The organism is Sphingomonas sp. AP28 (assembly GCF_056680455.1).
Map to the genome: position 1 here is coordinate 1,332,478 of NZ_CM155283.1, position 20,737 is coordinate 1,353,214.

18 protein-coding genes and 1 pseudogene are annotated in these 20,737 nt (G+C 63.9%); 13 read left to right on the top strand and 6 right to left on the bottom strand.

The genetic code is table 11. The annotated features are described in order from the left end of the window. The first annotated feature begins 9 nt into the window (after positions 1–9). From AC1MH0_RS06115 to AC1MH0_RS06130, 4 genes are read left to right on the top strand one after another with little or no spacing between them, the layout of a single operon-like run. Entirely contained in the window at positions 10–480 is a 471-nt protein-coding gene (locus tag AC1MH0_RS06115) for a hypothetical protein (RefSeq protein ID WP_480965140.1), read from the top strand. Beyond that, entirely contained in the window at positions 477–1,472 is a 996-nt protein-coding gene (locus tag AC1MH0_RS06120) for a DUF7146 domain-containing protein (protein WP_480965141.1), read from the top strand. Before AC1MH0_RS06115 ends, AC1MH0_RS06120 begins: the two co-directional genes overlap by 4 nt. Then, positions 1,469–2,893, top strand: coding sequence for a replicative DNA helicase (locus AC1MH0_RS06125; protein ID WP_480965142.1), 1,425 nt, complete (start codon positions 1,469–1,471; stop codon positions 2,891–2,893). The genes AC1MH0_RS06120 and AC1MH0_RS06125 overlap by 4 nt, the downstream gene beginning before the upstream one ends. After that, entirely contained in the window at positions 2,893–3,774 is an 882-nt protein-coding gene (locus tag AC1MH0_RS06130; RefSeq protein ID WP_480965143.1) for a hypothetical protein, read from the top strand. The genes AC1MH0_RS06125 and AC1MH0_RS06130 overlap by 1 nt, the downstream gene beginning before the upstream one ends. Positions 3,775–3,794: 20 nt before the next feature. Here the strand turns inward: AC1MH0_RS06130 and AC1MH0_RS06135 are convergent, their stop codons facing one another. After that, positions 3,795–3,962: a hypothetical protein gene (locus AC1MH0_RS06135; protein WP_480965144.1), complete on the bottom strand. Its 168-nt coding sequence runs from the start codon at positions 3,960–3,962 to the stop codon at positions 3,795–3,797. 93 nt (positions 3,963–4,055) lie between these two features. Continuing rightward, positions 4,056–4,397, bottom strand: coding sequence for a hypothetical protein (locus tag AC1MH0_RS06140; RefSeq protein ID WP_480965145.1), 342 nt, complete (start codon positions 4,395–4,397; stop codon positions 4,056–4,058). Between the two features lie 509 nt (positions 4,398–4,906). Between AC1MH0_RS06140 and nusG the strand changes: the two genes are divergently transcribed. The 7 genes from nusG (at position 4,907) to AC1MH0_RS06175 (ending at position 13,255) form a co-directional block, all read left to right on the top strand. After that, positions 4,907–5,347: a transcription termination/antitermination protein NusG gene (nusG, locus tag AC1MH0_RS06145; protein WP_480965146.1), complete on the top strand. Its 441-nt coding sequence runs from the start codon at positions 4,907–4,909 to the stop codon at positions 5,345–5,347. A 1,107-nt stretch (positions 5,348–6,454) separates the two neighbouring features. Further along, positions 6,455–6,895 (top strand): terminase, encoded by a 441-nt coding sequence (locus AC1MH0_RS06150; protein WP_480965147.1) that lies wholly within the window; start codon positions 6,455–6,457, stop codon positions 6,893–6,895. Beyond that, positions 6,864–8,000 carry a terminase gpA endonuclease subunit gene (locus AC1MH0_RS06155; protein WP_480965148.1) on the top strand — a complete coding sequence of 379 codons (1,137 nt, stop codon included), beginning with the start codon at positions 6,864–6,866 and terminating at the stop codon, positions 7,998–8,000. Before AC1MH0_RS06150 ends, AC1MH0_RS06155 begins: the two co-directional genes overlap by 32 nt. 132 nt (positions 8,001–8,132) lie before the next feature. Further along, positions 8,133–8,663 carry a molybdopterin-dependent oxidoreductase gene (locus AC1MH0_RS06160; RefSeq protein WP_480965149.1) on the top strand — a complete coding sequence of 177 codons (531 nt, stop codon included), beginning with the start codon at positions 8,133–8,135 and terminating at the stop codon, positions 8,661–8,663. Then, entirely contained in the window at positions 8,638–9,414 is a 777-nt protein-coding gene (locus tag AC1MH0_RS06165; protein WP_480965150.1) for a ferredoxin reductase, read from the top strand. Before AC1MH0_RS06160 ends, AC1MH0_RS06165 begins: the two co-directional genes overlap by 26 nt. 121 nt (positions 9,415–9,535) lie before the next feature. Further along, entirely contained in the window at positions 9,536–11,260 is a 1,725-nt protein-coding gene (locus AC1MH0_RS06170; protein WP_480965151.1) for a DUF885 domain-containing protein, read from the top strand. Between the two features lie 168 nt (positions 11,261–11,428). Then, entirely contained in the window at positions 11,429–13,255 is a 1,827-nt protein-coding gene (locus AC1MH0_RS06175) for a DUF885 domain-containing protein (protein WP_480965152.1), read from the top strand. A 63-nt stretch (positions 13,256–13,318) separates the two neighbouring features. Here the strand turns inward: AC1MH0_RS06175 and AC1MH0_RS06180 are convergent. Beyond that, a pseudogene (locus AC1MH0_RS06180) lies at positions 13,319–14,014 on the bottom strand (APC family permease); the annotation flags it as partial. 138 nt (positions 14,015–14,152) lie between these two features. Here AC1MH0_RS06180 and AC1MH0_RS06185 point away from each other — a divergent pair. Beyond that, entirely contained in the window at positions 14,153–15,976 is a 1,824-nt protein-coding gene (locus tag AC1MH0_RS06185; protein ID WP_480965153.1) for a diguanylate cyclase, read from the top strand. A 139-nt stretch (positions 15,977–16,115) separates the two neighbouring features. Here the strand turns inward: AC1MH0_RS06185 and AC1MH0_RS06190 are convergent, their stop codons facing one another. The 3 genes from AC1MH0_RS06190 to AC1MH0_RS06200 form a co-directional block, all read right to left on the bottom strand. Next, positions 16,116–16,808, bottom strand: a complete 693-nt coding sequence (locus AC1MH0_RS06190; RefSeq protein ID WP_480965154.1) for a VIT1/CCC1 transporter family protein — start codon at positions 16,806–16,808, stop codon at positions 16,116–16,118. Beyond that, entirely contained in the window at positions 16,805–17,293 is a 489-nt protein-coding gene (locus AC1MH0_RS06195; protein ID WP_480965155.1) for a DUF3833 family protein, read from the bottom strand. Before AC1MH0_RS06195 ends, AC1MH0_RS06190 begins: the two co-directional genes overlap by 4 nt. 126 nt (positions 17,294–17,419) lie before the next feature. Beyond that, positions 17,420–19,231: a DUF885 domain-containing protein gene (locus AC1MH0_RS06200; protein ID WP_480965156.1), complete on the bottom strand. Its 1,812-nt coding sequence runs from the start codon at positions 19,229–19,231 to the stop codon at positions 17,420–17,422. A gap of 561 nt (positions 19,232–19,792) precedes the next feature. On the opposite strand from AC1MH0_RS06200, the gene AC1MH0_RS06205 reads away from it, so the two are divergent. Further along, positions 19,793–20,716 (top strand): alpha/beta hydrolase, encoded by a 924-nt coding sequence (locus AC1MH0_RS06205; RefSeq protein WP_480965686.1) that lies wholly within the window; start codon positions 19,793–19,795, stop codon positions 20,714–20,716. Positions 20,717–20,737 lie beyond the last annotated feature (21 nt).

Consider the following 20,737-nt stretch of genomic DNA (forward strand, 5'->3'; position numbering starts at 1 on the left):
AATTGCCGCATGAACGCACCGTACATCCACGGACGCCGTCGCACGTTCTCCGCGTCAGCCGCGGTCGATACGCAGAACGCCGTCATCACGTCGATCAAGACCGACGATGGCGCGACCTGGGGCGACATGGGCCGCGTCCTGGGCAAGTCGGAGGACCGGGCGGCGGCGTATGCCAACACAGCCTCGCCCATTGATCTGCCGACGTTCCTAGCCGGTTGCCACGAATGGGGTGGCCGGTTCGCGGATCCGCTGCTTGCGCTGGTCGGCGGCCGCTGGGCGGATGCCGGAGCCGTATGCAGTGGTGACGAAGCGGCTGCGCTGACGATCGCCAACCTGCTGCCAGCGATCATCGCGATCGAGGCGGATAACCTAACTGAGCCGCACGAACTGCTGCCGCATGAGGTTCTAATCCGCCGGGTGCATGCGCTGACCGCGATATGGCTCGAGATGATCGCAACCGAGAAGGGATGCGGACGATGAGCCGTTCCACGGGACGCGCTGAGCGTGACGCCGCTTTCCGGCAGGCGGTCGACGAGGCCAAGCAGCGCTACAACATCAGCGACGTCGTCGCCCGCACCCGCAAGGTCGTCCGCGCTGGCAAGAACGAGAAGCGCGCCCTGTGTGCCTTCCACAACGAACGCACGCCATCGATGCAGCTGAACGATGCCAAGGGCACGTATCACTGCTTCGGCTGCAACGCGTCTGGCGACATCGTGAAGTACGTGATGAAGACCGAGAACATCGGCTTCCTCGACGCGATGAAGTGGTTGGGCGCGGCGAGCCTGCCCGGTGTGGATCCGGCGCAGCGGGCGAAGGCGGCGGCGGAGGACGAGGGCGACCGGCAACGCGCTATCGATCGCGCTCGGCTGGTCTGGGAGAAGGCGGTTCCAGCCCCCGGCACGCCTGCCGAAATCTACTTGCGCGGCCGAGGAATCATTATGCCGATCCCGCACACGATCCGCTTCGCAAGGACGCCGGCCTGGTACGATGACGACACGGGCGAATGCGGTCCCGACCTGCCGGCGCTGGTCGGCGCGGTAGTCGACGGCGACGACCAGCTAATCGGCCTGCAGCGCATCTTCCTCGCCGACGGTGGGAAGCAGAAGGCGCGCATGGAAAAGCCCAAGCGCAGCCTGGGGCGGATCAAGGGCGGCGCACTGCGGATCAACTCGGATGCGGATAGCGTGGGTGACGAGCTGATCGTTACAGAGGGCCCCGAGGATGGACTCTCGCTAGCGCAGGAACTCGGCGCCGAGGTCTGGGTGACGCTCGGGACCGCGATGATGCCGTACATCGAATACCCGCGTCGCATCGTCTCGATCGTGATCGCGGGCCAGAACGATGCCGCCGGCCGTGCCGCGGTCGAGAAGGTCGAGGAAGAACTGATCGAGCAAGGCTACTCGACCCGGATCATGTGGCCTGCCGATGGCTTCAAGGACTGGAACGATCAGCTGCGGGGCATCCGGGCATGAGCGGAGCGTTCGAAGAACAGTTCGCGACGGCCGAGACCGCCAGCCCGCTCCACAACGTCGAGGCCGAGATAGGTTTCCTCGGCGACTTGCTGGCGAACAATAAGCTGATCGACGAGGTTGCCGATCGTTGCCGGCCCGCCGACTTCTCGGTCCCGCTGTACGGCCGCATCTACGGCAAGATGATCGAGCAGTCTGCGTCGGGCGCGGTCGACGTCGTGACACTGGCGCCGCACTTCGCCGAAGATGGCGAATGGCCGCGGGCATATTCGGTGCTGGCCGCCGCCAACCTCAATGCCGGACCGAAGGCGCGGACCAAGGCGTACTTCGACCAGATCACGATGCTGTCGAGCCGGCGGCGAATGGTCGCAGGCCTGAAGGACGTCGTCGCGTCGGCCCGCAACTTGTCAGTGACGCGCGAGGAGTTGGTCGCCGACGCTGACGAGGCTGTCGCTGAACTGGCAGAGCAGGTCGTCACCGCTCAGGCATCGATCGGGGATTACGCGCAGGCCGTCATCGACAGTTTCGGCAAACCGATCATTGGCGTCCGCTGCGGCACGATCAACTCGCTCGACAGCGCGATCGGCGTGCTGCGACCATCGAACCTTGTCGTCGTCGGTGGTCGCCCCGGCATGGGCAAGACCTCGCTGGTCACGTCCTATTCGATCGGCGCGGCCGGCATGGGTCACGGCGTCCTGATCTTCTCGCTGGAGATGAGCGCCGACGAACTCACCCGACGCATGCTCGCCGACATGACGTTCTCAACGCGCGGCGGCGTGCCCTACGAACATGTTCGCGACGGCACGGTTCGCCCGCATGAGATGGACGCGGTGCTGTCTGCCAAGACGCGGTTCGACGAACTGCCGATCGAGATCAACGAGACATCTGGCCTGACGCTGGCAAAGCTGATCCGCCAGGCCCGCAGCCACAAGCGCAAGCTGGCAGCGAAGGGCGAGAAGCTCGAGCTGGTCGTCGTCGATTACCTCCAGCTGATGGCGCACAGCCGCAAGGGCATGTCGCCGTACGAGCATGCAAGCGAAGTCAGCGTCGGCCTCAAGCAGTTCGCCAAGTCCGAAGGCCTCGTCGTGATGGCGGTGGCCCAACTCAGTCGCGACGTCGAGAAGCGTCCGGACAAGCGCCCTATGCCGTCCGACCTCCGCGACAGCGGCCAGATCGAGCAGGACGCCGACGTCATCCTCTTCGTCTACCGCGAGGAGGAATACCTGAAGAAGCAGGAACCGGACGACCAGTTTGGCGCAAAATACGAGGCGTGGCGGACCGATATGGAGGCCGTGCGCAACAAGGTCGAGTTCCTCGTCCCCAAGCGCCGCAGCGGCCCCTCCGGGAAGGCTCTCGGCTGGTTCTTCGGCGCAAACTCAGCCGTCCGCGGCAGCGATTTCTACAGTTCCAGGGAAGGTGCATAATGGCGCGTATTCGATCGATCCATCCCGGCCTCTGGACCGACGAGACCTATGTCTCGCTGTCGCCATTCGCGCGGCTCATGTTCCTCGGCATCTGGAACGAATGCGACGACATGGGCTCGTTCGAGTGGTCGCCTATCAAGCTGAAGATGCGGCTGCTGCCGGCGGACAGCGTCGATGCTGTCGCGCTGCTGGACGAGTTGGCGGAAGCGCGCTGTATCATGTCGTACGAGGCTGGCGGCAAGCGCTACGGTGCCGTGCGCAACTTCTGCCAGTACCAGCGTCCCAAGAAGCCCAATTCCACCTATCCGCAGACGGAAGCGGTTCGGAACTGGGTGAACATCGAGGCCCGTTCAACACGCGACGGTGGGGAACCCGATACCCCTTCAACTACGTCGAGTGGGGAACTTGCCCCCTCTTCAACCAACGCCAGTGGGGAACTGAAGCCTCGTAAGAGCGGGGCTAGTGGGGAAGCGGTGGGGAACCAGTTACCCACCGGTGGGGAAAAGTCCCGCCAGAGGAAGGAGGGAGGAGATAGTTCAGTAGATAAATCTACTGACGCTGTCGCGTCGCCGATCGATCCGAAAAAAGCTTTGTTCGACGCTGGCGTGGCGCTGCTGGGGGTAGCGGGGCTTTCGGCCAAGTCAGCCCGGGCCCTGATCGCGAAGTGGTTCAACACTCACGGCGAGGAGGCAACGAACGCGGCGTTGCTCAGCGCTGCCGGTCGAGCTGAGCCCGTTTCGTGGATCGAGGCCCGATTGCGAACGAAGGTCGCGGCGCAGGACGAGGCTCGGGAGGCCAGCCGGTCAACCGCGGAACGCTACCGGCGGATGGCCATACCGGGTCCGCCAGCCGATCAGCGAAAGCTGGAGGAGCACGCGTGACCTTGGCTGCTAGAACGTGTTCAGATCTTGTCGCCGGAGTCACTACGTTCGCTGTGCCCGCTGGGGCCGGACACCGGGATATCTCCCCGGGCCCAACGTCCCAGCATTTTCAGATAATCACCTTGGTCGGAGGGAGAGCGGTTGATCGGATGCTCGTCGCTGTTCGAGCTGGTGTTGTCCGTTGGCATGCGCTGCGCCCCCAAATTCTTGATCGAAATCGCACTTATCGCTTAATTTCGATCTACTTTTTTAGTCCTTACAATTACTTAAAGACTGGATCATCAGTCCTCCGGACCGCTTCGCGACGTGTCGAGATCGATATCCTCGCCGGGGTTGCCACCACCGGCACCCGATCCGCTACCGTGCACTTCGCCAGTTTTGTTGTCGATGTAGGCGCGCTTCCCAGCTTCCGGCGGGATGTCGCGACCGTCGGCCGGCTCGTCGGCTCCTGCGTTGGGAGCACCATCACGGTTCTGAAGGTGGCGTTCCGCGGCATGGTCTGCGCTGTCGTATTCGTCACCGGAGTAGCCATTGCCCTGGCCGAAGCCGTCCGCGGTGCGATCGGCATCCCCGGACTTGATGCTGGCATTGTCGACGGGCTCGGGTGTGTTGCGCTCGGTCATGGATATCTCCTGTGGTCCGGCATCTCCAACGCACTGCGAGAGCTACTGGGCACCGCCACACTGGCGAACGGACAATCAGCAGGCAGCCCGACGAGCAGATGGCAGCATAATAATGGCGATGCAGTCAATCAGGCTCGAGCTCTCGGCTACGATACTGAGTAAACTCCAGCAATTAGCGCTAGCCAGCCGGCCGAAGCAGAGCAGGAGATCAGTAGGCTGTTTATCAAGCTATCGTTCTTGAACGATCGTGCGTGCAGCAGTGCAGATTTCACGGTCACCTCGGCCTCCCCAAATATCACACTGCGTCTTGGGCGCCGATCTTTGCCAGCACATTAATTGGCCTGGTTAGCGACGTATTACCGATCAATCAGGTCGGACCATTTGTAATTAACGTAAGGGTCGAGACTATGGCGCGAGGAAACGATTGGTGCATCCTTCGAACGGGGGCGTCGCGTACGCTGCCTTTAGTCGCCTCGCTGGAGGCAGCTGGCTTTGACGTGTGGAGCCCGGTGCAGACGCTCACCCGCCGTCGCGGACCAGCGCGCGAGCGGGTCGAATACCCAGCGCCGATCATGCCGACGTTCGTGTTCGCTCGCGCTGATCGTCGCCACGACCTAGCGCGCATCGCCGCGCTGCCCTTCTCCGAACATCCCGGCTTCTCGGTATTCCGCTTCCTTGGCGCTATCCCGACGATCGGTGACTCCGAGATAGCTGAGGCCCGACGCATCGAAGAACGGGGGAAGCGAGCAGCCAAGATGGGGCAGCGTCAGGCGTTCACGATCGGGCAGCCGGTCAAGGTCACAGATGGTCCAGGTGCTGGCCTGTCTGGCGAGGTGGTAAGGGATGGCGATGGCAAGTTCGTGCTGGTCGCATTCGCAGGCATCAACATGAAGATCGGGGCTTGGCTCCTCGGAACGGATGAGGTACATGATGCGCCTATCGCCGCATAAGCGGGCCGCGATGAGCGCAGTGGCAGGCCACCCTCATCCCTTGATGCCGGAGCAGTGCTCCGCGCGATTGTCCTACGGTATGGTAAATTTGTAGGCCCGCTGGGCCGTAGCCATCAGTCCGTAGGTTCCGAATGACGTTCGTCTGGCCAGCGCAACCAAGTAAGGGCTTGACCCACTAGAGCTGCAGCCAAGTGCTCTTGTCTGAGATCGAGTACTAAAAGCACGTTGGACAATATCTTATCAACGTCGGCGTTGTCGCGGTCTTCGCTCAAAGCGGGCTCCTTACGACGTGGCCAATGTTGAAAGAATAGCGCCAGTTCGCCACGTTGAACCGACGACTCGAAGCTACAACAAAATTATCCGCGGCAACAGATGCGTTCCTTCCAGCCAGCCTACGATAGTGGTTTGCCGAACGCGCGGCCTCAGGGTTACGCCATCAGGGCCGCAGGGAGCAGCTGGTCGAGCAGGCTGAGCAAGCAGCGATCGACCTGCGGGCTACAGTTCGAGGGCGTTAGCCTTCTTCTTTGAAGTAGCAGATCGCGCGGCTCGAGCGTCTGTCGCCAGTAAGCATGCAAGAAGCACGATTGAGCCGCCCCAGATGATACCGACGGCGATCATGAGATTCTCCAGCATATTGCCCCTTTTGGTTGCTGCCGCTCGATCTGCGGTCTTACTTAAATCATAATGGTTTAAACTTTCTAAGGTCTATCGAGAGAGTCAATTCAATCAGACGAGACCGTCTTAAACTGGGACGTACTGCGGCGGCCTGGTATGAGGTCGGGCTGCACCGCCACGACTTTGGCGGCTGAACGACAAGAGCTGCCCCCGTCGCCCCCCAGATCGTCATGTGCCGGGTCGCTTGCGAGCGGTACGAGACCCAGCGCACCAATGGCAAAGGGCCGGGGTGGCCCTTTGGGTCCTTCCTGGGATGCCGGGTAATACGGGGGGCAAAGGCGCAGGTCTTTTCTAGGCACGGGTTCTCCTAGGATGCCGCCGCCGCTAGAATTAAAACGGCGGAAATCAGCCATTCTCAAGTAATGGGAGGCGGCAATTTCAAGTATAGAGGATGTCGCGTTAACTCGCGCCGAGGTCGCGTGGCTCGTCGGCATGTCTGACAGCTGGGTTCGCGATCGGATGCAGGCGGGTGACTTCCCCCGGCCTGGCCTGACCGCCAACGAGTATGTCGAGGCACACCTCGACTTTAAGGTCCGCAAGCTCGCCACGTCGGGCGAGGGAACGGCAACGTTCGAAGTTGAGCGCACCCGCCTTACCAAAGAGCAGGCGGACAAGATCGCGACCGCGAACGCGCTCGACCGCAAGGAGCTCGCATCGCTGCCCGACATGACGATGGCCGTTACCAGCGTCATCGCCGTTTCCATGGGCCGCCTGATGCGCGTGCCCGCCATCGTCGCCAAGGGTGACGAACTCCTTCGCGCTCGGATCGAGCAGGCAATTCAGGACGCGCTCGAAGACCTCAGCCTGACGCGGGTCGAGGAGTCGATGGGCGGGGGCATGGATGAGGACGACGCCCCCGGAGACGACGACTGAGGTGATCGCCGCGCCGGCGGGAGCAATCCTGACGGCGGTGCGTGAATGGATCGCGGCTTGGAAGCCGAAGCCCATCCTGACGCTGTCGGCATGGTCTGCAATCCACGCTCGTCTCGATAACGGCAAACGGTTCCGCGCCTTCCCGTTCCAGGACGGGATAGCGGACGCGTTCACCGATCCGGCGACCACGCAGATATCGGTGAAGAAGAGCAGCCGCATTGGCTACTCGCAGATCGTTCAGAACTACATCGGCTGGTGCATCCACCAGAGTCCGCGGCGTTTGCTGATCTATCAGCCGACGATCGACGACGCCGAGAAGTACAGCCGAGACGATCTCGACCCGGTGCTTCAGTGGCCCATCATCCGCACCGTCGCGACGTTCAAGCCGCGGCACCGAGACAACCAGATCAGGGCCAAGCGCTTCAAGGGCGGCTGGATCCAGATCAAGGGTGCGAATAGCCCGAAGGAATTCCGGCGCGTCACAACCGACAGCGTGCTGCTCGAAGAACCGGATGGTTACCCGGTGTCGTCGGGCCTCGAAGGCGACCCTGCCCGCTTGGCATTCAAGCGCAACCAGACGTCCGACGAGCCGCTGAGCGCTGCGGGATCAACGCCCACGCTGGCCGGTATCAGCCGCATCGACGCACTGTTTCACGCCGGTACGCAAGAACACCGCTACGTCCCCTGCCCCGAATGTGGCCACATGCAGGTGCTGGTCTGGGGCGATGGAACAGGCCCCGGCATCCGGTGGGAACCGAAGGAGAACCCGAAGCGCGCCTGGTATCGGTGCGAGACTGGCTGCGACATTGAAGAATCGCACAAGCCGTGGATGGATCAGAACGGCGAGTGGCGGGCCCATGCTCCCGAGAACGGGCCGCGACACCGCAGCTTCCATATCTGGTCCGGCTATAGCCAGCACCGCGGCGCGGCATGGGTCGAACTGGCCCGCGAGTTCATGGAGGTTCGTAAGGACCCCAACCTTTTGAAGACGTTCGTCAACCAGGTGCTCGGCGATGTTTGGGCTGAGCGCGGCGAGGCTCCGGAGTGGCAGCGACTATACGAACGTCGCGAGGCTGCCATGCAGGTCGCAGCCACAAGGATGTAGCATCAGCTTCTGAACTCAAGCCCGATCCGTTCCATCAGCCAAGCCAAGGGATTCATCATGGTCACCAGAGGATTCTCCGGCCGCGGTTCGAGCGGCGATGACTCCGGTCGAGTTCCGCCAGGTCAGCATCTCGTGGAAGATTTTCCCGTCCTGTCCGCTGGCCCTACGCCGCACGTGGAGCCTTCCGATTGGAAATTCACGGTCAAGATCGGTCCGAAGCCCGTCAAAGTCTGGAACTGGAGCGAGTTCAACACCCTGCCGAAGACGAAGGTGACCAAGGACATTCACTGCGTCACCTCCTGGTCCAAGCTCGACACCGCCTGGGAGGGCGTGCTCATCGAAGACATACTTGCCGATGCCGGTCTCGACCCTCCCACCGATTTCGTCCTTGCACATTGCTACGATAAATATTCGACGAACGTGCCCTTGGCGGACCTTCTATCGGGCAAGGCGATGGTCGCCCTCACCTATGCGGGCCAGCCGCTCTCGCGCGACCACGGAGGACCAGCGCGTCTTCTGGTTCCGCATCTCTACTTCTGGAAGTCCGCCAAGTGGGTGAACGCACTGCAATTCACGACACGTGACGAGCCCGGATTCTGGGAAGGGCACGGCTACCACATCTACGGCGATCCGTGGCGTGAGCAGCGATACACCAATGACTGAACGCAGCGCGCAGACCGTGCCGTGGCAATCGTGCGTCATCGAGGACATCGTCCAGCAGACACCGAGCATCAAGAGCTTCATCCTGCGCTTGGGCAAACCGTTCGTGCACATCGCGGGGCAGCACGTCGATGTCCGGCTGACGGCACCGGGTGGCTACAGCGCCATGCGCAGCTATTCGATCGCGTCGACGGCAACGTCGTCCGCCTCTTCCCCCGCGATCATAGAACTCGCGATCGAGCGCCTGCCGGATGGCGAAGTGTCATCGTTCTTCCACGATGTCGCGGCGATCGGGGACGAAATCGAGCTCCGTGGTCCGCTTGGCGGCCATTTCCTCTGGCCGGAGCCTGCCGTCGATGGGGTGTTGTTGATCGGGGCGGGCTCCGGTCTCGTCCCTCTGATGGCGATGATCCGACACCGCCGCACGCTGTCCCTCTCCGTGCCGACGGCGCTGCTCCTGTCCGCACGAACCGCTGCGGACGTGTTGTTTTCAGAGGAGCTTCATTCCACCGCGGTCAACGACACGTCCTTCGCCCTCGCTCTGGCGATCACGCGCGAAGAACCGATCCGTCCAACGGACTTCAGACGACGGATCGACGGCGCCATGGTGAAGGATATCGTGGCCCGGCTTCCCCGAAAGCCCGCCCAAGTGTTCGTTTGTGGGTCCAACGGCTTCGTCAACATCGCGACGGAGGGCGCGCTTTCGGCCGGCCTGGACGCCTCCAACATCAAAACCGAACGCTACGGCGGTTAGTCGTGCGAACGACGGCACGACGCAACCGACTCCACGCGGAGGACCGATGCGAAGCCGGCGCGCCTTTCCCTTGCCGACCCGTGCGGATACGACTGCTGCAACAGTGGACGGAGGGAACTCGATGCGGTTCGGATTTACAGCGGCAACGGTGCTGCTCGCACTTGCCCCCGCCACGGCTCAGCCCCTCCCAAGCACGGCAGATGCGCAACTAAAGGCGATCTACGACGCTGAATGGGTCTGGCGACAGAAGGAGCTCGCGCAGATCGCGGACGGCTTGCGCAGCAAGTCCGATGATCATTTTCCCGCTGTCGCCCCTGCCGACTGGGCGCGCCGGCGCACCTATTGGACCACTGTTCTTGACCGCATCGCGCATATCCCTGCGGCGCAACTTTCGTCCGAGGAGCGCCTGAACGCCGCTGTTCTCAAGGAATCGCTTCGGGCCGAGGTCGCGAACATCGACTTCCGTACCTTTGAGGCCCCGCTGAACAGCGACACCTACTTCTGGGGCGAGGTGAAGCCTTACGCCCCGCTGGAAACCGCCCAAGACTATCGCCGCTACATTGGCCGACTGAAGGACGTGCCGCGCTGGTTCGACCAGAACATCGCGAACATGCGTGTCGGACTGAAACGTGGCTTCACGCCCCCGCGTGTGTCTCTCGTCGGGCGCGACGCGACGATCGCCGCCTTCACGAGGCCGGGCGCCGACAACCCCCTCGCCGAACCGTTCAAGACGATGCCAGCTTCGATCCCGACGAGCCAGCAGGCCGTGCTGCTCGCCGATGGGCTGGCCGCGGTCGATACCGCCGCGGCCCCCGCCTACACGAAGCTCCTGGCCTTCTACCGCGATACCTACCTGCCCGGAACGCGCACGACCGTCAGCGCAGCCTCACTGCCGAACGGCGAAGCTTTCTACAAAAGCCAGATCCGCGAATACACGACCCTGGAGCTTACTCCGGAGGCGATCCACCAGATCGGCCTCAAGGAAGTGGCCCGCATCGACGCCGACATGAGGGCGACGATCGCCACCACCGGCTTCAAGGGGAGCTTCGCCGATTTCCTAGCCTTCCTGCGCAGCGATCCCCAATTCTACGCTCGAACGCCGGACGAGCTGCTTGGCTTCTCGGCCTATGTCGCGAAGCGGATGGATGGGCGGCTGAAGGACGTCTTCACCACGCTGCCCCGCTACCGTTTCACCATCCAACCGGTGCCCGACGCGATCGCGCCGGTCTACACCTCGGGTCGCGGCGGGCTCAGCGCGTGCCTCATGAACACCTACGACCTCAAATCGCGGCCGCTCTATAATATCGTCGCGCTGACCCTGCACGAATGTGTCCCCGGCCATAGCCATCAGGCCGCGATGGCCTTGGAAGCCCCCAGCCGTCCCGCTTTCCGCCGCGAGACGTATTTCTCGGGCTATGGCGAAGGTTGGGGGCTCTATTCGGAATGGCTCGGCACCAAGCTCGGCATGTACCGCACGCCGTATGAGGAATTCGGCCGAGAGACCTTCGAGATGTGGCGCGCCGCGCGCCTGGTCATCGACACCGGCATCCACTCGATGGGATGGAGCCGCCAGCAGGCGATCGACTACCTCACCGGACATACCGCGCTTGCCAAGCTGGACGTCGAGATCGAGGTCGACCGCTACATCAGCTGGCCGGGCCAGGCGCTTGCCTACAAGCTCGGCGAGATGAAGATGCGCGAGTTACGTGCGAAGGCGGAGGCGGATTTGGGCGACCGCTTCGACCAGCGCCGCTTTCACGACGCCCTGCTCAACATGGGTTCGGTGCCCCTGCCGGCGATGGAGACCGAGATGCTGACATGGATCGCCGCGGAGAAAACGCGCTGATGCTCATCTAGCCCGTCGTCCCGCTGTCGAACCAAGCCCCGGCAGCGTTACCGCATCTCGAGGGGCGGAAGCTGCAGCGGCCCCGGACGGCTTGGCACAGCCGGGTTGCGCGACCGACCCGCTGTCGCCTAGCGTGGCGCAACTCGCTTCACAGTCAGGAACATCGGCATGGATCGTCGCGCTTTTATCATGTCCAGTGCCGCTACCGCCGCGTTGAGCGCGCTGCCCGCGCAATCTGCGCTTGCGCAGACTTCGGCGGGCGGGGCCGCGACACCGTCGCCGGGCGACGCTCGGCTGAACGCGGTATTCGATCAGGTCCTGGCCGAAACCGTGCGCCAATCGCCGGAATTCGCCACTTCGCTCGGGCTCGACACCGGCAAGAATGCCGATCTGCGCCATATGTTGGGCGACAACAGCTACGCCGCTATCTCGAAGGATCTGGCGCGGAACCGCAAGGCGCAGGCGCTTGTCACCGCCGTCGATCCCGCCTCGTTATCGCCACAGGCGCGCATCGATCGCGAAGTCGTCCTCTTCAACATCCAATCGAACATGGTCGGCCCGGAGCGGTTCGGCCTATCCTCGCCGCAGGGCCCCTATTCGATCACGCAACAGGACGGCGTCTACTTTTCGCTGCCCGACTTCCTTGCCTCGACCCACCCGGTCAAGACGGCGGATGACGCGAAGGCCTATCTGGATCGTCTGGCGATGATGGGCCGCCAGCTCGATAACGAGACCGAGGTTCAGCGTCGCGAAGCCGCCAAGGGCCGGCTGGCGCCCGATTTCTCGCTCGATCTCGCGCTCGGTCAGTTGGCCAAGCTCCGGTCGCCCAACCCTGCCGACAACCAGCTCGTCCAGGCATTGACCAGCCGCACCGGCGCAGCGAATATCGCGGGCGATTGGCAGGCGCGCGCCGTCCGGATCGTCGCGACGCAGGTCTATCCGGCGCTCGATCGCCAGATCGCTTTGCTACGCTCGCTGAGACCGTCGGCGCGCACTGCCGCCGGTATCTGGGCGATCCCGAACGGCGATGCGATCTACGCAGCCGCGCTGGCGCAGGCGACCACCACCAACCTGACGCCCGACGAGGTCCATCGCATGGGCCTGCAACAGGTCGCAGAACTCACCGCGCAGCTCGACCCGATCCTGCGTGGACAGGGTCTTACGCAGGGCAGTGTCGGCGCCCGCCTCGACCAGCTCAACCGCCTGCCCGCGCAATTGTTTGCGAACACCGACGCCGGCCGTGCCGAACTGCTCGCCAGTCTCAACGCCGGCGTCCAGGCGATGCAGGCACGGCTACCACAAGCTTTCACCAACCCGCCCAACGCTGCGCTCGAGATCCGCCGCGTCGCGCCCGAAATCCAGGACGGCGCACCCAACGGCTATTATTTCCGCGCGCCGCTCGATGGGTCGCGCGCCGCGATCTACTGGATCAATCTCAAGAACGTACACGACTGGCCGAAATACACGTTGCCGAGCCTCACCTATCACGAAGGCGTGCCGGGGCATCATCTGCAGATATCGACCGCGCAACGTGCGCCCACGCATCCGCTGCGCAAGATCGCCTTCTTCAACGCGTATCTGGAAGGCTGGGCGCTTTATGCGGAGCAACTCGCCGACGAACTCGGGGGCTATGCCTCGCCTGTTGAACGCGCCGGTTATCTGCAATCGTTCCTGTTCCGCGCCGCACGGCTGGTCGTGGATACCGGCATCCATACCAAGCGGTGGACGCATGATCAGGCGACCAAGTACATGGTCGATACGGTCGGCTTCGCGACCGGACGCTCGCAGCGTGAGGTCGAGCGATACTGCGTCTCGCCAGGACAGGCGTGCAGCTACAAGATCGGCCATGCCGCATGGCTGCGCGCACGCGAAAAGGCCAAGGCCATCGCCGGCGATCGCTTCGACCTGAAGCATTTCCACGACGTCCTGGAAGCCGGTGCGATGCCGCTATCGATGCTGGAGCGAATTGTCGAGGAACGCGCGCGAACTGCCTGACGGCTAGCTGTCGGCCACGCTCCTTCGACATTCGAGCGCGGCGATGCGCCTGGGCCGGCGCCGTCAGATTGCGACGAGAGGCTCAGAACGTCCCGCGTCGCTCTTTCGCCGTCCGTAGGCGAAGGAGATGGCCAATCCGACGATATTCCAGGTCACGAAGCGTATCAGCGTCGCCGTCGGCAGGCTGGCGAGAAGGTAGGCAACCGGCGATCGTCAGTGCTCCCACCAGATACGCGGCGGGGCATCGGAACAGGCGCGGCATGTCCGGCGCGATCCGGCGCAGCACGATCAGGCAGACACCCACAGAGATGAATGCAATCAAGGTGCCTGCATTCGCCAACTCGGCCCTCCCGACCGCGGGCTGACCGTGGCGAGACGTCGTGGCAACAGGCCGTCGCGCACCATGACGAAGAAGATACGGCTTTGACCGTACATCATCACCAGGATCACCGAAGGGAGCGCGATGACGGCGGCCAGCGCGATCAACTGCGCGGCGAACGGCTGGCTCAGTTGGCGCAGCACGAGCACGAGCACGAGCGCGAGCGGCTCCGGCGAATTGGCGAGCTGCACGAACGGCAGGGCACCGACTGCAGTGATCGCCACGGCCATATAGATCACGGTGCATACCAGCATCGAGCCGATGATACCGATCGTCAGGTCTCGTTTGGGGTTCTTCGTCTCCTCGGCCGTCGTCGCCACGGCATCGAAGCCGTAGAAGGCGAAGAACACGATCGCTGCGGCCGCCATCACTGCTGCGGTTGGTGGGTCGCTGGACGCCGGGCGATGATCGAGCGAGACGATGACCCGCATTTAAGCAGCCCTATCAATCCCCGGAAACCGCTGCTTCGCGTGACCCGCGTAACCTATCGCTAAGCTCTTCGGGCTAAACATGCTGCGATGTTCGTCTCGCTGACAGCGCGTATCACCGCGATCGGGCTCATAGTGCTCCTGGCGTTAGCGTCGCTGGCAGGGCTTCTCGCCGACGCGTCGTACCAGGCCAGCCAGAGTTTTCATGGGGCCACGCATTCCGCCGGGATCATAGAGACGACCGAGGCGGCGCTGGGCGATTTGCGGGAGGCCGAATCCGGGCAGCGTGGGTTTATCATTACCCGTAACCCAGCCTATGCCCGGTCGTTCGCCGAACGTGTTGACAGCGCCGCGCAAACCATCGCGCGTGTCGTTGAACAGACGGACGACAATCCGCTTCAGCACGCACGGGCCCAGGAAATCGCGTCGCTGATGAAGGAGCGCTCCGCCTTTTTGCTGCAGCCACTAAACCTGGCCCGTCGTGGCGATTTTTCCGGGGCGGTGGCAGTCGTCGCAAGTGGCCGAGGGCGCGAACTGATGGATGCGATCAGCGTGCGCGCAAAGGGCTTTCTCGATGAGGAACGCGCCCTTCAGACCATCCGGCAAGACGTCGCGGTTCAGCGACTGCAAAGCGGCAAAAGACTGGCGATACTGGGTGCGATCGCCGTCGCGCTCGTCGTCGTCGGCAGCTTTGCACTGCTCGTCCGGGGGATCCGCCGCCCCCTGGAGACGATGATGCGCGCCATGACCGCGCTTGGCAGCGGCGAGCACGAGGCTCGGATCGACACGGCGATGGGATCGCGGGAGTTCACCCGCCTCGCGGTGGGTTACAATGCGATGGCCGACCGATTGAGGGGCGCCGTCGCCGACCAAGGCGCCAGCGAGCGGCAACTACAGATCGTCAACACGGAGCTGGAGCAGAATACGAGGTCGCTTCGCGAACGCGGCGACGTGATCGAACTGCTGGGCGGCATGGCGCATCGCATGCAGGCCGCGCGCACCGACGACGAATTGGCGCAGATCATCCGGGTGTTCGTTCCGCAGGTCCTCCCGGCCATCCCCGGCGCCCTGTACGCGCACAACAACTCGCGCAATTGTCTTGCCCCGGTCGCGAGCTGGGGCGGCATCACCGTGCCGATCGAAGGCTTCGCGCCGGAGCGGTGCTGGGCGCTGCGCCGTGGCCAGAGCCACTTCGTCGAAGACCCCAGCCGCGACATCGTCTGCGGGCACGTCGCGGAAGACGAGGTGTATCATTGCGAACCGTTGCTCGCGGGGGGCGAGGTCATCGGCGTGCTTTACCTCCAGGGACGGATCGAAGCCGAGAACCGCTTCCGGATGAACGTGCTGACCGAGAACATCGCGTCCGCGCTGGTCAACCACCGCTTGCAGCGATCGTTGCGCGAACAGACGATCCGCGATCCGCTGACCAGCCTGTTCAACCGTCGCTATATGGAAGAAGCGCTCAAGCTGGAGATCGCCCGATCCTCGCGGGCTGGAACACCGCTCAGCCTCGTCATGTGCGACATCGACCATTTCAAGCGCTTCAACGACGAGTTCGGTCACGATGCCGGCGACTCGGTGCTGCAGACCGTCGCCACGGAGATGCGCAGCCGGTTCCGCGACGGCGATGTCGTCTGCCGCTTCGGCGGTGAGGAATTCACGATCATCGCGCCGGGCACGACCGCGGAGGCGCTTGCCGGCCGCGTCGAAACCGTACGCCAGGCCATTGCGGAGTTGACCGTCCGGCATGGCAACCGCACGCTGGGCTCGACCAGCATGTCGTTCGGCATCGCAACCTGGTCCGACGCCATGGACCGGGATGGCGCAACCCTCATCCAGGCGGCAGACATGGCCCTGTATCAATCCAAGCGAGCCGGCCGCAACCGCGCCACCATCAGCACGCTTGCGGCGTGATTTCGAACATCCAGGAGCAATAAGTTCCGCAAGACTGGGTATCGTCTTCGTGAACGTTCGCCGCCCGGACGGCGCGGGGACGCTGCCCCCGCTGCCCCCCGCTGCCCCCGCTGTCCCGTCTCGGTGCACGGCATGACGCTTATACCGCGTTGCCGACGAGATGCCCGATCCCGGCGGTCGCCGCCATCGCCGCCGCGCCCCAGACCAGGACGCGAAAGGCCGGGCGCAGTGGGCGGGCTCCCCCTGCCATCGCGCCGACCACGCCAAGGATCGCGAGGCACACGAGCGTCGCGCCGATCACCGCGACCAGCCGCTGCGGCGCCGGCGCCAGCGCAGCGACCACGAGCGGCAGAACGGCACCGCTCACGAAGCTGACCGCCGACGCGAACGCCGCCTGGATCGGGCGCGCCATGACGATTTCGGAAATGCCCAGCTCGTCGCGGGCGTGCGCGCCGAGCGCGTCGTGCGCCATCAACTGCGCGGCGACCTGATACGCAAGCGTCGCATCGAGCCCGCGCGCGACATAGATCTGCGCCAGTTCGTCATGCTCGTGCGCCCAGTCGCTCGCCAGTTCGGCATGTTCGCGGGCTAGATCCGCAGCCTCGCTGTCCGCCTGCGAACTGACCGAGACATACTCGCCAGTCGCCATCGACATCGCGCCCGCGATCATCGCCGCCGACCCCGCGACTAGCACCGCACCGGTCGTTGCGCCCGATGCGGCGACCCCCGCGATCAGGCTCGCGGTCAAGACGATACCGTCGTTCGCGCCGAGCACCGCCGCGCGCAACCACCCCGTCCGCGAGACCAGGTGGCGCTCGCGATGCCCGCTCATGGCAGCTTCCTGATCGTCTCATCAAGCGTCGCGACGGTGACACCCAGCTTGCGGACGATCAGATGATTCTGCGCAACCTGTGCATCGCTGGACAACGTCAGCCACTGATCCACCCGCACGCCGCCCTTCATGGGAAAGTCGAGGTGAAGCCGGTTGCCCTCGACCTCCCCCGTCACGGGGCCCGACGCGTCGGTCAGCGTACCCGTATAGCGCCCGTTACCAAGCGGCCGGATCCGCCATTGCCGATCGCGCGCGGGCTTGCCCTGCTGTTCGATATGCTGGTCGAGCACCAGTGTTCCATCCGCGACGACGTGACCGACGCTGCTGACGTGCGTCGTCGTCGGCGCATGCAGAACGATCTTGAGCGTGCCGAGGCCGTCGAGCCGCCCCTCGAAGAAGCGCTCGGCGACGAATTGCGGCGTCGTACCGGTTCTAGCCACGGGTGGCGCGCCCGCACACGCTCCGACGAGTAAGGCGAGTGTCACCGCTATCGCTGGCCTCAAAGTCATGAACGGCGTCATCGGAAGGGCTTTCCAGCAGGAGCATGCGGTCATCGTTCGCGGATCCTATGATCCGCCCCTCGCCGCGTGTCGGTTCGACACACGTAAGTCTCAGGCCACACCGATCCAGGCATCGACCTGTTCGGCCAGCACCCCGAGCGGCAGAGCGCCATGCGCCAGCACCACCTCGTGGAAATCGCGGATGTTGAAGCGCGCACCCAATTCGGTTTCCGCCTTGCGCCGGAGAGCCGATATACGCTGCTGCCCCACCATGTAGCTCGTCGCCTGCCCGGGGTTGTTGATGTAGCGATCGACCTCTTTGACCACATCGCGAGCCGAGAGCGGGGCATTTTGCGTGAAATAGGCAACCGCTTGGTCGCGGCTCCAGCGCTTGGCATGCATCCCCGTATCGAGCACCAGGCGGCACGCGCGCCACACCTGCAACGCCAGCATGCCCAGTTCCGAATATGGATCGCCATAGGCGCCCATCTCCTTGGCAAGCCGTTCCGAGTACAGACCCCAACCCTCTGTATAGGCGCCATAATAGCCGAAGCGGCGGAACTTCGGCACGCCTGTCAATTCCTGTGCGCGAGCAATCTGGAAATGGTGCCCCGGCGCGCCTTCATGATGCGCGATCCCCTCGACCTGTGTCTTCTGCACCTGCGTCATGTCCGCTAGGTTGACGTAGAAGATCCCCGGCCGCGAGCCATCCGGCGCGGGCTGATCATAGAAGGCGACCGCGGCTGTCTCCTGTCGCCACGTCTCGACCGCGCGCACCTCCAGCGGCGCCTTTGGCAGTCGGCGAAAGAAGCGCGGCGCGGCGGCCATCGTCTGCGCGATCGCCGCGCGCGCGTCGGTGAGATAGAGTTGACGCCCCGCATCGGTGTTCGGATATTTGAACTTCGGGTCGGACCGCAGCGCCACGAAAAGGTCCTGCAGCGATCCGGCAAAACCCGCCCGTTTCATCACCGCCGTCATCTCGGCGTGGATCGAACGCACCTGATCGAGCCCCAGCTTATGGATCTGCTCTGCCGTCATCTCGGTGGTGGTGTAATAGGCAAGCCGCGCCTGATAATATGCGTCGCCACCGGGCAAGCTCCAGGCGCCGTCATTGCCCTTGGCGAGAGGCTCGATCTCATCGAGTGCGGCAAAAAGTACGTCGAAGCCTTGGCGGAACGGCCCTTTCAGCGCCGCGACCGCATCCGCGATCAGCGCTGCCTTGATAGCCGGGGACACGCTGAGCTTGCCGACCTTAGCCTTGAAATCGGCGAGCAGGCTGCTGTCCGGGCCCGCATCGAACGGCGCGCCGGTAATGACCTGGCGGGCATCGCCGCGCGCCGGCGTGAAAACCATCTTTGGCGGCACGATGCCCTTGGCCGCCTGTTTGCGCATGGTCGCGGCGACTTCCCGCATGACGCGCAGGGAATCACGCAAGCGTGCCACATAGGCGTAAGCGTCGGCCACCGTGGCAATACGGTGCTGGTTGATGAGGAATACCGGAATGTTGCCCGCCGGGCTGCCGTTCGTCGACACCGGAAAGGCATAGTCGCGGAACGCGAACTGCCGACGGTCCGTGGCGACCTGCGCCTCGAACAGGCGGTAGCTCAGTCGCGCATCGGGTCCGAGCCGATCGACTGCGAAGTTGCGTTGCAGGTCGGCAAGCTGCGTATCCTGCAAAGCTTGTGCGCGCCGTGCGGCAGTATCGGTATAATCGTCGAGCCTGTCGTAATTGGTCTTGAGACCGAGGCTGGTCTGCGTCTCCGGACTGAGCGCGACGCTTGCATCGAACGCGGCATCGAGAAAGCGCAGGAGCCGCGCATCGTCATTACCGCTACCGGTTGCCGCGTTGGCGATCCGGGGGTCGATCAGCGGCAGAGCTGCGCCCGCCATCAGCATTCCGACAAACGCGCGCTTGGTGAGCATCACAGCATCTTCCTATCTGTTACGCATCTGCGCTAGCCGTCACCCCGTGTCACTGCAATGATCAACACTTCCGAATAGCGGAGGCGAACCGGAGGGCCTTTGCACCTCGTGGCGCCGTATCGGAGAACGTCCGTTTGGCTTTGAGAGCTCCTTCCTGCCCTGCCGTCTGATCGGCGTCGGTTTGGGCACAAGATGCCTCCCGCCCTCCCGATATTCGGTGCGCGCGATCGTATGACAGTCGGTCCCCGACCCTGACGACGGTACCGGTATCGAGCAGCCTCGATCACGGCTTGGGGAGCGCACCGGGGCTTGATCCCACCAATCGGCCAGCCCTGCTCGCACGTTCGTCCCTGCGCCGAAGACTGGAATGCCCGCCCAGTAGCGACCGCTCGACTTGCAGCATTCGCAGCAATTGCGTCCTTCGCAATTAAGCCGCGCCGTCTCGGCATATCGCACACGTCCAAAAGCGAACCGAGGACCATTGTACTATGGTAGCGCTATCGATATCGTTGGCGAAAGAACGATAAAAATGGGAGAGCGACTATGGGATTCGGGTTCCGCATGAACGCCGTTCGTCGATGGGTGGGACACCCGCTTTTATGCCTCTCCAGTCTGGCGATTGCCTTGAGCGCGCCGGCGCTGGCCCAGTCCGATACCATGGCGCCGATCGCGATCCCGGCACAGCCCGACGCAATCGCGCTCGGTACCGGTAAACTCCCGGGAGCGACTGCGCCGGAGGCGTGGCACAGCCAATATGGCAGCGTGTTCGCCCGCAACGTCACCGTCGCGACACTGACCCCCTTCCTGCCGGATCCTGCCAAGGCCACCGGCACCGCGGTGATCGTCGCGCCGGGCGGTGGGTTCCAGACGCTGTCGATGGAGAACGAGGGCTGGGACGTCGCGCGTGCGCTTGCCGCGAAAGGCGTCGCTGCGTTCGTTTTGAAATATCGCCTGAACCCGACACCACAGGATCTCGCGACGTTCGCGCGGCCCGCGCCACAGGGCACGCGGCCGCCGCGTCCAAGCGCTGCTGCGATGATGGCCGGCCTTGCGCCGCAGATCGCCGATGCGCGGGCGGCGTTCGCCACGGTCCGCAAGCGTGCCGGGGAATGGCATGTCGATCCCGCCCGCATCGGCATGGTCGGCTTTTCCGCGGGTGCGATGCTGACGATGGCGACGACCGTCGCTGGGCAGGATGCGAAGCCCGCCTTCATCGGCAACATCTACGGACCGCTCGCCGCCATGACGGTTCCGGCCGATGCGCCGCCGATGTTCGTCGCTCTGGCGGCGGACGATCCGTTCTTCGGCAATGGCGGCTATGGACTGATCGACAGCTGGCGCGCGGCCAAGCGGCCTGTCGAGTTCCATCTTTTCGAACAGGGTGGTCACGGCTTCGGCATGTACCCGAAGACGACCACCAGCACCGGCTGGTTCGACGAGTTCACTCGCTGGATGGCGATGCATGGCTGGCTGAAGACCGCGTAACCGACCCGGCCGTCCCACGTT